Origin of the sequence: Parasphingopyxis sp., from assembly GCF_028279465.1 — a bacterium.
Classification (GTDB): domain Bacteria; phylum Pseudomonadota; class Alphaproteobacteria; order Sphingomonadales; family Sphingomonadaceae; genus Parasphingopyxis.
In genome coordinates this window covers 327,272-340,121 of sequence record NZ_JANQNS010000015.1, presented here as the reverse complement: position 1 = coordinate 340,121, position 12,850 = coordinate 327,272, and the positions used below count along the sequence as shown (strand labels likewise).

Here is a 12,850-nt window from a genome sequence, read left to right as displayed (position 1 = left end):
TCCCACCCCCAAGGGGCGGCGTGACGCAGCGGGCTGCCTTGCCTGATTGGCCGCGTATGCTGCCACGTCGCTGGGCGGCTGCGTATTGCGGTCTGTCCGGCGCGGAATTTGAGCGCCAGGTTGACGCGGGGGAACTGCCCTTGCCCGTCACGCTCGGAAAGCGCAAGCTATGGGAGAAGGGCGCAATCGATGAAAGCCTTGATCGACTGACAGGGCAAGGCGCTCCGCAATGGGAAAAGGAGGCGGGCCTTGGCTAGGAAATTGCCGTTGCATGTGAAACCCGTCCGGGCGGGCGGCAAGACGTACTACTATTTTCGCGGCGAAAAGCTCGTGCGCCTGCCTGACATTGCCGACCCGGAATTTGGGCAGGCCTATGCGCGCTGCATGGGTGCGCGCTCGAACCGCAACCGCAAGATGGAAACGCTCGCCAGTCTTGTCGCACTGTACGAGCGCACGGTATTGCCCAGCAAGTCGGCCGGAACGCAGCGCACATATGGCTTCTATCTACACCGACTCGCAACCGAGCACGGCAAGGCCCCGGTCAAACTTGTCGAGCGGCGGCACGTCCGCAAGATGATCCGCCCGTTTGAAGACAGGGGCAATCTCGGGGCAGCAAATTTGATGCTGGCCGTCACGCGCAACGTGTTCGCGGTCGCGGTGAAGCGCGATATGATCGAGCGCAATCCATGCGACGGGATCGATCGGCACGAGCTTGGCGAGCACGATCCGTGGCCCGTATGGCTGGTTGAGAAAGCGCTGGTCGACCCCGATCCGCTAATCCGGCGCAGCGTCGGCCTGTTATATTACACCGCGCAGCGCATCGGCGACGTGTGTCGAATGACATGGCGGGACATTGAGCATGGCCGTATTAAGGTTGTGCAGCAAAAGACCGGCACACCGCTCGTGATCCAGCTCCACAGCGGGCTGGTCGAGATACTAGGCCGACCGGAAGGTATCACGCTCTTGGGTCATCCTGCCAAGCCCGAGGCGCTTCGGCGGCGCATCAAGCTATGGGCAAAGGGGCATGGTGCTGACATCGTTCCGCACGGCCTCAGAAAGAACGCCGTCATCGCACTATTGGAAGCCGGGTGCTCCGTTGCCGAGACAGCGGCCATCAGCGGTCAGTCGTACAAGATGGTCGAGCATTACGCGAAGAAGATCGACCAGGAAAAGATGGGTACAGCGGCTATCCTGAAATGGGAAAACAAAAAGTGAACTGGAAAATATCTGGAAAATATCGCGGCAAAACCGCAGAAAACCGGGAGATTACCTAAAGATGTCGTTTACGAATACCAGTTTCTTGGCGGCTTCAATCGGCGAAAGTTACGCCGAAAAGCAGCACATTATCCTCCGGTTCGGAGACCTGCACCTCACCACCGCCTTCGCGCACGAGAATATGGACGAGCCAGGCGGCCGCAGCACGCGGCGTCAGCGCCTCGGCATCGGTCTTGCCGAGCAACGCGGTTTTAAGCTCAGGATCGAGCACGATCCGGTCCCCTTCCGCGCGCACGACGATCTCGCTGCCCTCGGCGCCGACCAGCAGCGCCCCGCCGCGCACCAGCGCGTCGGCAGCGATCAGCGCAAGATTGAGCAGGATCTTGATCTTCGCTTTGGACATGCTCGGCTGTTCCACCAGCCATTCCAGTTCCACCCGGCCCTGTGTGCCCACCAGGCCCTCGATCGCCGTCTTCGCCTCGCGACTGTCGATCTCGTCGTCGAAACCGCCCGCCGCGCCAAAAGCCAGCCGGAAGAATTTGAGCTTGGTGGCCGAAGTTTTCGCGCTCTCGGCCAGCAATTCCATGCAGCGTTCGCGCATTTCCGGGTCATGCTCGTCCGCGAGCAGCTCGATTCCGTTATTGAGCGCGCCGATCGGGCTCAACAGGTCATGGCATAGGCGCGAGGCCAAAAGGCTCGCAAATTCAACGCTTTTGCTGTCCATCGTCTCGCAGTTCCCGTTGCTGGCCCTTAGCCCCTAATGTCGGCTGGACGCGGGGCTTGCAAGGGCTAGCTCCACAGGTGCGAGCCGACCGGGTTCGATGGCACGCCAGAGCCGCATTTCCGCGCCGGACACGATCAGCCACAACCGGCCTGTATCGAGCGCCATCGCGGCGTCCCGCGCTGACGGTGTGGCTGCGCCCGTGGGATGGGAATGATAATGGCCGATAATCGCATCACCGCCGGCCCGTTCGGCGCGAATGGCGGCGAACAACGCCGCCGGATCGATTTCGAAGCTGTCCGCTGGGCTTTCCGCGACATTTTCGGCCGGTTTCGCGCGTTCGATACGGTCTTCTTGGCCGAATAACAGGCCGCATGCCTCGATATCGGGAGATTCCGCGCAATGGCGCAGAATTTCGCGCTTTGCGGCACTTGAAATTGTGACGATCACCCCCAAATTGTTACGCAATGGCGGGGGACTTGTCGACATTGGAAGCCTGTATCGCCGCCGAAGCCGATGGCTGGCGCCTGGACCGGGCGTTGGCGGCCGCATTGCCGCAATTCTCGCGCGAAAGACTGAAAAAGCTGATCGCCTCAGGCCATGTGCGGAAGGCCGATGGCTCGGAAGCGCGTGACCCGAAAAGCGCCGTCGAAAAAGGGCAGAATTTCACGGTTTCGGTGCCCGCACCGGAGCCCGCGGAAGCGGCACCGCAGGATATTCCGCTCGATATCGTATTCGAGGACGAGCACCTGATCGTGATCGACAAGCCGGCCGGTCTGGTCGTTCACCCTGCAGCGGGCAATGCGGACGGCACGCTGGTCAATGCGCTGCTGCATCATTGTGCGGGGCGGTTATCGGGGATTGGCGGCGTTGCGCGGCCGGGAATCGTCCATCGGATCGACAAGGATACGTCCGGGCTGATCGTCGCGGCGAAGACCGACAAGGCGCATGAAGGCCTCGCCAAACAGTTCGCTGCCCACAGCATCGACCGTGTTTACAAGGCGATAGTGCATAACCTTGTGAATAAGTCTGAGGATAAAATTGAAACCAACCTCGCGCGATCACCGCGCAATCGCAAGAAAATAGCGGTTGTCGAGCCGCCGCACGGCAAACATGCGATCACACGCTACAAGCGCATTGAGGCGCTGAATAATGCGACATTGATCGAATGCCGGCTGGAAACCGGGCGAACGCACCAGATTCGCGTCCATATGGCGCATATCGGCCATTCGCTGATCGGCGATCCGGTCTATGGCAGGCCCAAACCTGCCCTAAAGGACGTGCTGAAAAGACTGGATTTTAAGCGTCAGGCGCTGCATGCTATGCGTATTGGATTTATCCATCCCGTGACAAGTAACGCTTTAGCCTTTGATAGCGAACTCCCTGTCGACATACAGGAACTATTCAGGGCATTACACGTATAGATAATGTAAGGATTTCCGGGATTATTCCGGGATCACAAGGTTCAAGGAGCATAGGAACAAAATGGCAAAAGCCGTTGCTACAATTCCGGCGATTGGGGGCGAAGTTGGCCTCAATCGTTACATGACTGAAATCAAGAAATTCCCGATCCTGTCGCAGGAAGAGGAATATATGCTCGCCAAGCGTTTCGAAGAGCATGGCGACCGCGAAGCCGCGCAAAAGCTTGTGACGTCACATCTGCGCCTCGTGGCGAAGATCGCGATGGGTTATCGCGGCTATGGCCTACCCGTCGCCGAGCTGATCTCCGAAGGCAATATTGGCCTCATGCAGGGCGTGAAGAAGTTCGAAGCCGATCGCGGCTTCCGGCTCGCCACCTATGCCATGTGGTGGATCCGCGCTTCGATCCAGGAATATATCCTGCGCTCGTGGAGCCTCGTGAAGATGGGCACCACGGCGGCGCAGAAGAAGCTGTTCTTCAATTTGCGCAAGATGAAGGCCCGCCTCAACGCGTTCGAGGACGGCGATCTCAAGCCCGAAGATGTCGAACAGATCGCCGGCGATCTTGGCGTCACCGAGGAAGAAGTGATCAGCATGAACCGCCGCATGGCGATGGGGGGCGATACGTCGCTCAACGTACCGATGCGCGGCGACGAGGAAGGCTCCAGCCAGTGGCAGGACTGGCTCGTCGACGAGGAACCGCTGCACGATCAGACGATCGCCGAAGAGCAGGAAGCCGATGTCCGTCGCGAAATGCTGATGGAAGCGATGGGCGAGCTTAACGAGCGCGAACAGCACATTCTAACGGAGCGCAAGCTCACCGACGACCCGCAAACGCTCGAAGAGCTGAGCCAGGTCTATGGCGTGTCGCGCGAGCGCATCCGCCAGATCGAGGTCCGTGCCTTCGAGAAGGTGCAGAAAGCCATGATGCGGATCGCCGAAGACAGGAAGCTGCTTCCGGCAAGCTAATCGCGAACCAGATCACCAAAGACGCCATTCCCGGTGCAAATCGGGGATGGCGTTTTTCTTTGGGCAGGATAGATCAGCACCATGGCCGCCAAAACCCGATCCCTGCCCGCCCGCATGATCATCTTCGTCTTCAAGGCGATATTGTGGTTCCTGTTGATCACGGTGCTCTGGGTGCTACTCTATCGCTTCGTCCCGCCACCGATCACGGCGACTATGGCGCTCGACGAGAATGGCTCAGGGCGCAACTGGATGGCTCTTAGCGAGATGGACCGTGCGATGCCGATCGCCGTCATCGCCGCCGAAGACGGCAATTTCTGCCTGCATGACGGATTCGATTATGAAGCGATCCAGCAGGCCTGGGAGGAACGCCAAGCCGGTACACGGCGGCGCGGCGGCTCCACGATCAGCCAGCAGACGGCGAAAAACGTATTTCTCTGGCAAGGCGGCGGCTGGTTCCGCAAAGGTCTGGAAGCCTATTTCACGGTGCTGATCGAGTTCCTCTGGGACAAGCCGCGGATCATGGAAGTCTATCTGAACGTCGCGGAGACGGGGATCGGCACCTATGGCGCTAATGCCGGCGCCCAGCGCTATTTCGGGCATGACGCCAGCCGGCTCAGCGATATGCAGGCGGCGCAGATCGCCGCCGTCTTGCCCGATCCGAAAACCCGCGACGCGACCCGCCCCGGCAGCTGGACCGCCGGCTATGCCAACCGGCTCGTCGGCCGCATGCAACAGGTCCGCGCCAGCCCATTGGACGATTGCATATGACGGAAACGCCGAAGATCGACAGCGCGGCCATCGAAACATGGCGTTCAGGCGGCATGATGATCGAGCATGGCCGCCACACGATCTTCACCCGTGCCGGCGGCGATCCGGATGCGCGGCCCGTCCTTCTGCTCCACGGTTTTCCGACATCGAGCCTCGACTGGCTCCCCGTCTGGCCTGGTCTTGCCGACCGTTACCGCCCGGTCACGCTCGATTTTCTCGGTTACGGTTTTTCCGACAAGCCGCATCCGCACGATTATCGCCTGATCGAGCAGGCGGACATCGTCGAAGCGCTGCTCGCGCAGCTGGACATCGCCGAATATGACATCCTCGCCCATGATTATGGCGTGAGCGTCGCGCAGGAGTTGCTGGCGCGGCACGGCGCGGCGATTCGAAGCTGCGCCTTCCTGAACGGCGGACTGCTGCCCGAACAGCATCGCCCGCGGCCGATCCAGGAGTTGCTCGCCGGGCCGCAGGGGCCGGAGATCGTCAAGCATATGAACCGCGATGCGTTCGGCGCGGGCTTTTCCGAGGTTTTCGGGCCCGACACGCAGCCGTTAGAGGCCGAACTCGATGCCTATTGGGCCATGATCAGCGAGAATGACGGGCAGCGGGTTCAGCCCGCGCTGCTCGCCTATATGGCCGAGCGCGCGGAGCATGCCGCGCGCTGGCGGGGCGTACTCGCCGATCCGCCCTGCCCGCTTGCGATGGTCAACGGTGTCCATGATCCGGTATCCGGCGGGCACCTTGCCGACGCTCTCGAAGCGCTCAACCCGGACATCGCCGTGACGCGTCTCGATGTCGGCCATTATCCGCAAGTCGAGGCGCCAGAGGCGGTGTTGTCGGCCTATCTCGCGTTTCGGAAGGCCGCGGACGCCAGCTAGAATGGCATTTTGAAGCCGGGCGGCAATGGCAGGCCGCTCGTCATCTTGCTCATCTCTTCCTGGCTTTTGGCGTCGGCTTTCACCCGCGCATCGTTGAGCGCGGCTGCGATCAGATCTTCGAGTACCTGCTTTTCGTCCGGCGTGAGCAGGGATTCATCGATCTCGACGCCCTTGATCGTGCCCTTGGCGCTGGCGCGAACCTTGACGAGCCCGCCACCGGACACGCCTTCCACCTCGATATTTTCGAGGCTCGCCTGCGCCTTTTGCAGTTCCTCCTGCACATTCTGCGCGGCTTTCATAATCTCTTCGAAATTCTGCATGGGATCAGCCCTTATTGTCTGCGGCCAGTTTGTAATCGATCAATTCGGCATCGGGAAAGGCCTCGAACGCCGCCTTGACCATCGGGGATTGCATCACGGCCTCGCGTTCCGCGCCGAGCGCCGCCTGTTCCTGCTCGAGAAGGCTGGCCTCGCCTTCCTCGTCGCTGGTCTCCACCGTCCAGACCTGTCCGGTTTCCGCGCGCAGCAACCGGCCGAGATCGCGCAGGAACTCCTCGTCGCACGGTTTGAGCGGCCGGATCACAAGGCTCGGCGGCGCATAGCGGACGAGCCGGACATCGCGTTCGAGAAACTGCGCCGTCTTCCAGCTCGCATCGTCATGCTGGCTTTCTGCGACGAGACGCACCAGTGCCGCGAAATCGGCGGGAAGGCTGGCTTGCGGCCCACTTCCCTGCCCGCCCGATCCCGCAGGCGAAGGCGCCGTCGCGACGACTTCACCACTTTCGAGCTTGCGGGCCAGATCGCTCGGGTCCGGCATACCGGCGGCATGGACGATGCGGAGCAAACCCATTTCGGCCGCTTCGAGGGGTACCGGTGCCGTTTCGATCTCGCGCAGACCTTTGAGCAGCAGCTGCCAGATGCGGTGCAGCGCAGCGAAACCCAACCGGCTCGCCCAGTCCGAAAAGGCCTCGCGTTCCTCGGCCGACAGCGCCGGGTCGTCGGCTCCGCCGACCTTGGCGCGGACGATACCGTGCGTGGTTTCGAGCAAGCCGCGGAACAGGGCGGCCGGGTCCGTACCGAGCGTATGTTGTTGTTCGATGCTCGCGAGCACCGCCTGCGCATCGCCAGCCAGCAATTCGCCGAACAACGTGCGGACCGCGCCGCGGTCCGACAGGCCGATCATCTCGCGGATTTGCGCCGCCGTGACGCCCTCCGGGCCATGGGCAATCGCCTGGTCGAGAATTGAAAGCCCGTCGCGCACGGACCCCTCGGCCGCGCGCGCGATCAGCGCCAGCGCCTCGTCTTCGGCTTCTGCGCCTTCCTGCTCGATTATCGAGCGGAAATGCTCGACCAGCAGATCGGCCGGGATACGGCGCAGATCGAAACGCTGACAGCGCGACAGCACCGTGACCGGCACCTTATTCACCTCGGTCGTCGCAAACAGGAATTTCACATGCGGCGGCGGCTCTTCGAGCGTCTTCAGAAGCGCGTTGAACGCGTTCTTCGAGAGCATATGGACTTCGTCGATGATGTAGATTTTGTAGCGCGCCGAGACGGCCGCATAGCGCACCGCTTCGATAATTTCGCGTACATCGTCAACGCCCGTATGCGAGGCTGCGTCCATTTCGACGACATCGATATGCCGACCTTCTGCGATCGCCAGGCAATGTTCGCACACACCGCACGGATCGATGGTCGGCCCGCCCTCGCCATCCGGCCCGATACAGTTGAGCGCCTTGGCGAGCAGCCGCGCGGTCGAGGTTTTCCCGACCCCGCGCACGCCGGTCAGCAGAAAGGCATGAGCGAGCCGGTCGCGCTTGATCGCATTACCGAGCGTCTGAACCATTGCGTCCTGACCGATAAGCTGCGCGAAGTTTTGCGGGCGGTATTTGCGCGCAAGCACGCGGTAGGGTTGGTCGGCCTCAGGCGCGGCGGGCTGCGGCGGCTCGTCGAGGCCGAGACCCGGGCCGGGATCGGCAGCGGGCTCCATAGTCTCCTGGGAATCGGACATGGCGCGAGACTAGCCGCTGCGAAGCGGCATGTCGAAGCTGTTATGAAGAGAAAAAGGTGGAAGCCGGAACGACCCGCGACGAAATCGTTACGGCTGCTTCCTTCCGGACCTGACCGGGTTGGCGAATGCCACGTCCGCCCGACTTCCGACCGGGCATATGGCGATGTCGCACGCAAAATGCAATGTCAGCCGATATTCCGCTCACTCATATAGAGCACGGCGAGTTCGGCGATTTCCTCCATCGCGAAATCGACTTCTCCCGGTTCCGCGGTCGGACGATCGATATAGACGGTCAGCACGAAAGCCGGGCCGCTGGGCGGCCAGATAATGCCGATATCATTGAACGCATTGCCGCAGCTGCCCGTCTTGTCGCCAACCGTCCAGCCATCGGGCACGCCGGCGCGGATGCGCGTATCGCCCGTCTGGTTCGCAATCGCCCAGTCTGCCAGCTGTTGCCGGCCCGTTTCCGTCAATATGTCGCCGAATATCAGGCGCTGGACCAGCCCGGCCATCGCCACCGGACTGGTTGTATCGCGCTCATCGCCTTCGGCATTCTCATTGAGCTCCGGCTCGATCCGGTCGAGCCGCGAGACTTCGTCGCCATGGCGGCGGAAAAAGGCCGTCATGCCTTCCGGACCGCCGATTTCGGCGAGCAACAGGTTCGCCGCCGTATTGTCGGACAGGGTAACGATCGCCTCTGCCGCCTCGTTCACACCCATCTCGCCGGCTTCGACAAAGGCTGCGGCTGCCGGCGCATAATCGAGCAAATCGGCTTCCCCGAACGCCAGCGGATCCTCGAGCGCCATATCGCCCGCCTCGACGCGCTCCAGCACGGCCGCGCTCAATGCCAGCTTGAATGTCGAGCACATCGCGAACCGCTCGTCGCCACGATAGGCGCGGAGCAGGTTCCCGCTCTCGTCGGTCAGCGCCACGCCGAGCCGCCCGCCGATCCGCTGCTCGATGCCTTCGAGCACATCTTCGCTCATGATCGCTTCTATGGGCGATCCACCCTGCGGCTCAGCAGCGCAGCCTGCCCAAAGCAGCATCGCTGCGCATAGACCAGCAACCCGCTTTTTCACGCTCATCTCCCCTGCATATTGTGGACGGCATCCGGGATGCGGACCGTCAGGCTGTCCATATCCTCACTCAGCCATATCTGGCAGGCGAGACGGCTGTAGCGGTTCACATCCGCGGCGAGATCGAGCATATCGTCTTCCATCTCCTCGGCACGCGGCAGCAGGGCGAAATCCTCCGGATCGACATGCACGTGGCAGGTCGAACAGGCCATCTGACCCTCGCACGTGCCTTCGAGCGGCTGGCCATCGGCCTGAGCAAGATCGAGCAGCCGGTCGCCCGGCGCGCCTTCTACTTCGGTGACCGAATTGCCATCGGCCGAGATAAAGCGGACCTTTGTCATGCGGCCAAGCTAGTCTGACGGGCCGCAGCTTCAAGGATCAGATCGATCGCGGTCTCGAGTTCTTCCTCGCGCGTATAGCGGCCGAACCCGATGCGAATAGAAGATTTCGCCTCGGCGTCGCTCAGGCCCAGCGCTGACAGCACATGGCTCGGCCGCCCCGAACCGCTGGCGCAGGCCGAACCGGCCGAGAAGGCGACGCCGCGCACGTCCGATATAAGGCGCGACGCGTCGAGCCCGTCTAGGCGGATATTGAGATTGCCCGGATAGCGCGCGCAATCCGAACCGTTCAGCGACCAGATATCGCCGAATTTCCGTCGCGCGATCGCCCATAGCCTTTCGACATGCGCATAATCGTCGGTGCGCCGCTCAGTCATCAACGCGGCCGCCGCGCCGAAACCCGCGCATAAGGCCGGCGCAAGCGTGCCCGAGCGCAGATCGCCTTCCTGCCCGCCACCATGCATGAGCGGCAAAGGTTTCACGCCATCGGCCAGCCAGAGCGCGCCGATGCCTTTCGGCCCGTTAATCTTGTGCGACGACATCGCGACCATGTCGCATTGCCGCCATGGTATCTCGACCCGGCCCAGCGCCTGCACCGCGTCGCAGAACATCAGCGCGCCGCGCTGCCGGACAGCTGCGCCGATCTCCGCGATACGCTGCGTCACGCCGATCTCGTTGTTGACGAGCATGACGGCAACGAGCCCGACATCGTCGTCGAGCGCATGGTCCACGGCCATCGGATCAATCAGCCCCTCGTCCGACACGTCGAGTACGGTCAGTTCGCAGCCCCATTCGGCCAAAAATTCGCACGTATCGAGCACGGCCGCATGTTCGGTCGCCACAGTTACGATGCGCCGGCGGTCTTCGGACATCGTCGCAATCGCGCCCTTGATTCCCCAATTTGCCGCCTCGGTCGCGCCGCTCGTGAAATAGAGGTTGCCGCTCTCCGCGCCGATACATTCCATCACCTGATCGCGCGCGACTTCGACCGCTGCCGCGGCCTCGCGGCCCAGCTTGTGCGGCGAATGCGGATTGCCGAATTTCTCGTCGAGAAAGGGCAGCATCGCCTTGCGCGCTTCGGGCGCCATAGGCGTTGTCGCCTGATAGTCGAGATAGATTGTGCCGCTCACGCCGCGCGCCCCTTCCCTTCGGCCGCGAGCCGCTTCCAGACGTCCATGAAGCGGTAGATATCGGCGCGGCTGGTCTGCGGCCCGAAGCTCACGCGGATCACTTCGGCGGCGTCTGCCTCGCTCCAGCCCATCGCGGTCAGCACATGGCTGGGCTTGAGGCTCCCGGACGAACAGGCGCTACCCGCGGATACGGCGATCCCGGCCATGTCGAACTGGATAAGCTGCGCATTCGCAGCCACGCCCGGCATCCGATAGGAGGCGATAGTCGGGATGCGATCGACCTCGCCCGCGACGATGCTCCCGCCCTCCTGTTCGATCGCTTTGTCGAGATGTTCGCGCAATTCGGCGGCGCGCGATACCCAGCCGGTCGGCGCTCCGAGCGCCGCGGCAAAACCGAGCGCGGCCGGCAGGTTTTCGGTACCCGGGCGATAGCCGCGCTCCTGTCCGCCCAGCGCATGCAGCGTCGCGAAATCCTTGACCAGCAGCGCACCGATGCCCGGCGGCCCGCCAAGCTTGTGCGCCGAAATCGCGATCAGGTCAGCATCAGACAGCGGCAGCTTGCCGGCCGACTGACTGCAATCGGCGAACAGCCAGTTGCCGCCGACATGGATGCGCTCGCGCAGATCGTCGAGATCCTGTTTCACGCCGGTCTCACTATTCACCGATTGGATGGCAACCAGCGCCGTTTCGTCAGACCCAGACAGCATCCAGTTGAGTTTGCCGCCATCGACATAGCCTTTCGCATCGACCGGGATGCGTTCGACGTCCCCTGCAGCGCGCAGCACGGCGTCATGCTCGACGGCGCTGACGATCACACGCTCGGCCTTGGTGCAGGAGATCGCAAGCGCGATCGCCTCGCTCGCACCGCTCGTGAAAATGAGTTCGCCATCCCAATCCAGCGCCGCCGCGATCCGCTTGCGCGCCTCTTCCAGCGCCGCCCGGGCTTCGCGCCCCTCGCCATGCGGCGAAGAGGGGTTGGCCCAATTCTCAAAGGCCTGCGCGACCGCATCCCGCGCTTCCGGTAGCATCGGCATGGTCGCCGCATGGTCGAGATAAAGACGATCTTTCAATAGTTTACCCGGTTTTTGTTGCGAAAGGCGCCGCAAATATCCTATAGCGCCGCCTTCGCCGCAATCGGCATAAGCCCGATTCCCGCCCGTTTCCAGCCAAAGGGTTGCATCGAACCGCCATGCCTGAAGTCATTTTTCCCGGTCCCGACGGCCGCCTCGAAGGCCGTTTCTCCCCACCGCCGCGCCCGCGTGCGCCCGTCGCGATGATCCTCCACCCGCACCCTCAGGGCGGCGGGACAATGAACAATGCGATCGTGCAGGCGCTCTACAAAACGTTCGTCAATCGCGGTTTTGCCACACTGCGCTTCAACTTCCGCGGCGTCGGCAAGAGCCAGGGCGAATTCGACAATGGCGTAGGCGAACTGTCCGATGCCGCCGCCGCGCTCGACTGGATTCAGAGTTTCCATCAGGAAGCCGAGACGACTTGGGTCGCCGGCTTTTCCTTCGGCTCGCTGATCGGCATGCAACTGCTGATGCGTCGCCCGGAAATCCGCGGCTTCATCACCATCGCCCCGCCGGCGAACATGTATGATTTCAGCTTCCTCGCGCCCTGCCCCGCCTCAGGCGTCATCATCCAGGGCGATGCCGACGAAGTTGCGACGCCGTCCGGCACGCAGAAGCTCGTCGACAAACTGCGGACGCAAAAGCACATCACGATCCAGCATGAGGTCATTCCCGGCGCGAACCATTTCTTCGAGAAGGAAATGCCGCAGCTGATGACGACGGTCGACGACTATCTCGACATGCGCCTCGATCCGGATTGCCCGATCAAGTAGGTAGATAACCCAGCCATGCTAACCATCAAGGATCGTTTCGAATGCTAATAACAGTTAGCTTAATCGCTATTGCGCAAGCCGATACTGTTCACTCGCAAGATTCAAAACCCGAACAGCATGTCCAAGAGGGTATTTCTGTTAATACAAGAAATATTTCGCCAGTTCCTCCGCCTCCTAGTTCCGCTCGTTTTCCAAGACCTAGCGAAAATCCAAATCGGTGGATCACCAATCGCGATTATCCAGCAGAATCGATTCGCGCCGGAGAATCCGGAAGAGTTTCTTACAGATTGACCATTGGTGAGAATGGACGCGTCTCAGGATGCGACATAACTCAATCGAGTGGATACACCAGACTCGACGAAGCTACCTGCCAGCTGATTTCTGAAAGAGGTCGTTTTCAGCCCGCACTTGATGCTGACGGAGTCCCAACCGAGGGACCTTATGGAGCCAGCATGACTTGGACTTTGCCTTAGTTAG

Annotated in this window: 15 protein-coding genes and 1 other RNA gene; 7 read left to right on the top strand and 9 right to left on the bottom strand. The window is 61.8% G+C overall.

The genetic code is table 11. The features are described 5' to 3' along the window. Positions 1-384: 384 nt before the first annotated feature. The gene (locus Q0974_RS11065) at positions 385-1,215 is read left to right on the top strand and encodes a tyrosine-type recombinase/integrase (RefSeq protein WP_299327554.1); all 831 of its coding nucleotides are present in this window, start codon (positions 385-387) and stop codon (positions 1,213-1,215) included. A gap of 94 nt (positions 1,216-1,309) precedes the next feature. On the opposite strand, the gene Q0974_RS11060 is transcribed toward Q0974_RS11065, so the two are convergent. Continuing rightward, positions 1,310-1,939, bottom strand: a complete 630-nt coding sequence (locus Q0974_RS11060) for a histidine phosphotransferase family protein (protein ID WP_299327552.1) — start codon at positions 1,937-1,939, stop codon at positions 1,310-1,312. A 33-nt stretch (positions 1,940-1,972) separates the two neighbouring features. Beyond that, positions 1,973-2,386: a M67 family metallopeptidase gene (locus Q0974_RS11055; protein ID WP_366943594.1), complete on the bottom strand. Its 414-nt coding sequence runs from the start codon at positions 2,384-2,386 to the stop codon at positions 1,973-1,975. A gap of 17 nt (positions 2,387-2,403) precedes the next feature. Between Q0974_RS11055 and Q0974_RS11050 the strand changes: the two genes are divergently transcribed. From Q0974_RS11050 to Q0974_RS11035, 4 genes are all read left to right on the top strand, one after another. Then, positions 2,404-3,360, top strand: a complete 957-nt coding sequence (locus tag Q0974_RS11050) for an RluA family pseudouridine synthase (protein WP_299327550.1) — start codon at positions 2,404-2,406, stop codon at positions 3,358-3,360. A gap of 61 nt (positions 3,361-3,421) precedes the next feature. Beyond that, positions 3,422-4,324, top strand: a complete 903-nt coding sequence (gene rpoH, locus Q0974_RS11045) for an RNA polymerase sigma factor RpoH (RefSeq protein ID WP_299327548.1) — start codon at positions 3,422-3,424, stop codon at positions 4,322-4,324. A gap of 81 nt (positions 4,325-4,405) precedes the next feature. After that, on the top strand, positions 4,406-5,092 hold the full coding sequence (gene mtgA, locus Q0974_RS11040; RefSeq protein ID WP_299327546.1) for a monofunctional biosynthetic peptidoglycan transglycosylase: 687 nt from the start codon (positions 4,406-4,408) through the stop codon (positions 5,090-5,092). Next, on the top strand, positions 5,089-5,973 hold the full coding sequence (locus Q0974_RS11035; RefSeq protein ID WP_299327544.1) for an alpha/beta hydrolase: 885 nt from the start codon (positions 5,089-5,091) through the stop codon (positions 5,971-5,973). Before mtgA ends, Q0974_RS11035 begins: the two co-directional genes overlap by 4 nt. Here Q0974_RS11035 and Q0974_RS11030 read toward each other — a convergent pair. The 7 genes from Q0974_RS11030 to Q0974_RS11000 all read right to left on the bottom strand — a co-directional run bounded on the left by Q0974_RS11030 (position 5,970) and on the right by Q0974_RS11000 (position 11,597). Then, a complete protein-coding gene (locus Q0974_RS11030; protein ID WP_299327542.1) occupies positions 5,970-6,293 on the bottom strand; it encodes a YbaB/EbfC family nucleoid-associated protein in 324 nt (107 codons plus the stop codon). The genes Q0974_RS11035 and Q0974_RS11030 overlap by 4 nt on opposite strands. Positions 6,294-6,297: 4 nt before the next feature. After that, on the bottom strand, positions 6,298-7,983 hold the full coding sequence (locus tag Q0974_RS11025) for a DNA polymerase III subunit gamma/tau (protein WP_299327540.1): 1,686 nt from the start codon (positions 7,981-7,983) through the stop codon (positions 6,298-6,300). A gap of 52 nt (positions 7,984-8,035) precedes the next feature. After that, positions 8,036-8,133: signal recognition particle sRNA small type (gene ffs, locus Q0974_RS11020), an RNA gene on the bottom strand. Positions 8,134-8,168: 35 nt separating this feature from the next. Further along, positions 8,169-8,969, bottom strand: coding sequence for a class A beta-lactamase (gene bla, locus Q0974_RS11015; protein WP_299327538.1), 801 nt, complete (start codon positions 8,967-8,969; stop codon positions 8,169-8,171). A 95-nt stretch (positions 8,970-9,064) separates the two neighbouring features. Then, positions 9,065-9,400, bottom strand: coding sequence for a 2Fe-2S iron-sulfur cluster-binding protein (locus Q0974_RS11010; RefSeq protein ID WP_299327536.1), 336 nt, complete (start codon positions 9,398-9,400; stop codon positions 9,065-9,067). Next, positions 9,397-10,527, bottom strand: a complete 1,131-nt coding sequence (locus Q0974_RS11005) for a cysteine desulfurase family protein (protein WP_299327534.1) — start codon at positions 10,525-10,527, stop codon at positions 9,397-9,399. Before Q0974_RS11005 ends, Q0974_RS11010 begins: the two co-directional genes overlap by 4 nt. Beyond that, positions 10,524-11,597, bottom strand: coding sequence for an aminotransferase class V-fold PLP-dependent enzyme (locus Q0974_RS11000; protein WP_299327532.1), 1,074 nt, complete (start codon positions 11,595-11,597; stop codon positions 10,524-10,526). The genes Q0974_RS11005 and Q0974_RS11000 overlap by 4 nt, the downstream gene beginning before the upstream one ends. 119 nt (positions 11,598-11,716) lie before the next feature. On the opposite strand from Q0974_RS11000, the gene Q0974_RS10995 reads away from it, so the two are divergent. Then, entirely contained in the window at positions 11,717-12,373 is a 657-nt protein-coding gene (locus tag Q0974_RS10995) for an alpha/beta hydrolase (protein WP_299327530.1), read from the top strand. A gap of 41 nt (positions 12,374-12,414) precedes the next feature. Further along, on the top strand, positions 12,415-12,846 hold the full coding sequence (locus tag Q0974_RS16285) for an energy transducer TonB (protein ID WP_366943593.1): 432 nt from the start codon (positions 12,415-12,417) through the stop codon (positions 12,844-12,846). Positions 12,847-12,850: the final 4 nt, after the last annotated feature.

Coding starts and splice junctions, on each gene's coding strand:
- rpoH (WP_299327548.1), top strand. CDS start 3,422: ATGGCAAAAGCCGTTGCTACAATTCCGGCGATTGGGGGCGAAGTTGGC.
- Q0974_RS11025 (WP_299327540.1), bottom strand. CDS start 7,983: ATGTCCGATTCCCAGGAGACTATGGAGCCCGCTGCCGATCCCGGCCCG.
- Q0974_RS10995 (WP_299327530.1), top strand. CDS start 11,717: ATGCCTGAAGTCATTTTTCCCGGTCCCGACGGCCGCCTCGAAGGCCGT.
- Q0974_RS11060 (WP_299327552.1), bottom strand. CDS start 1,939: ATGGACAGCAAAAGCGTTGAATTTGCGAGCCTTTTGGCCTCGCGCCTA.
- Q0974_RS11050 (WP_299327550.1), top strand. CDS start 2,404: ATGGCGGGGGACTTGTCGACATTGGAAGCCTGTATCGCCGCCGAAGCC.
- Q0974_RS11030 (WP_299327542.1), bottom strand. CDS start 6,293: ATGCAGAATTTCGAAGAGATTATGAAAGCCGCGCAGAATGTGCAGGAG.
- Q0974_RS11035 (WP_299327544.1), top strand. CDS start 5,089: ATGACGGAAACGCCGAAGATCGACAGCGCGGCCATCGAAACATGGCGT.
- Q0974_RS16285 (WP_366943593.1), top strand. CDS start 12,415: ATGCTAATAACAGTTAGCTTAATCGCTATTGCGCAAGCCGATACTGTT.
- Q0974_RS11065 (WP_299327554.1), top strand. CDS start 385: ATGGGTGCGCGCTCGAACCGCAACCGCAAGATGGAAACGCTCGCCAGT.
- mtgA (WP_299327546.1), top strand. CDS start 4,406: ATGGCCGCCAAAACCCGATCCCTGCCCGCCCGCATGATCATCTTCGTC.
- Q0974_RS11010 (WP_299327536.1), bottom strand. CDS start 9,400: ATGACAAAGGTCCGCTTTATCTCGGCCGATGGCAATTCGGTCACCGAA.
- bla (WP_299327538.1), bottom strand. CDS start 8,969: ATGAGCGAAGATGTGCTCGAAGGCATCGAGCAGCGGATCGGCGGGCGG.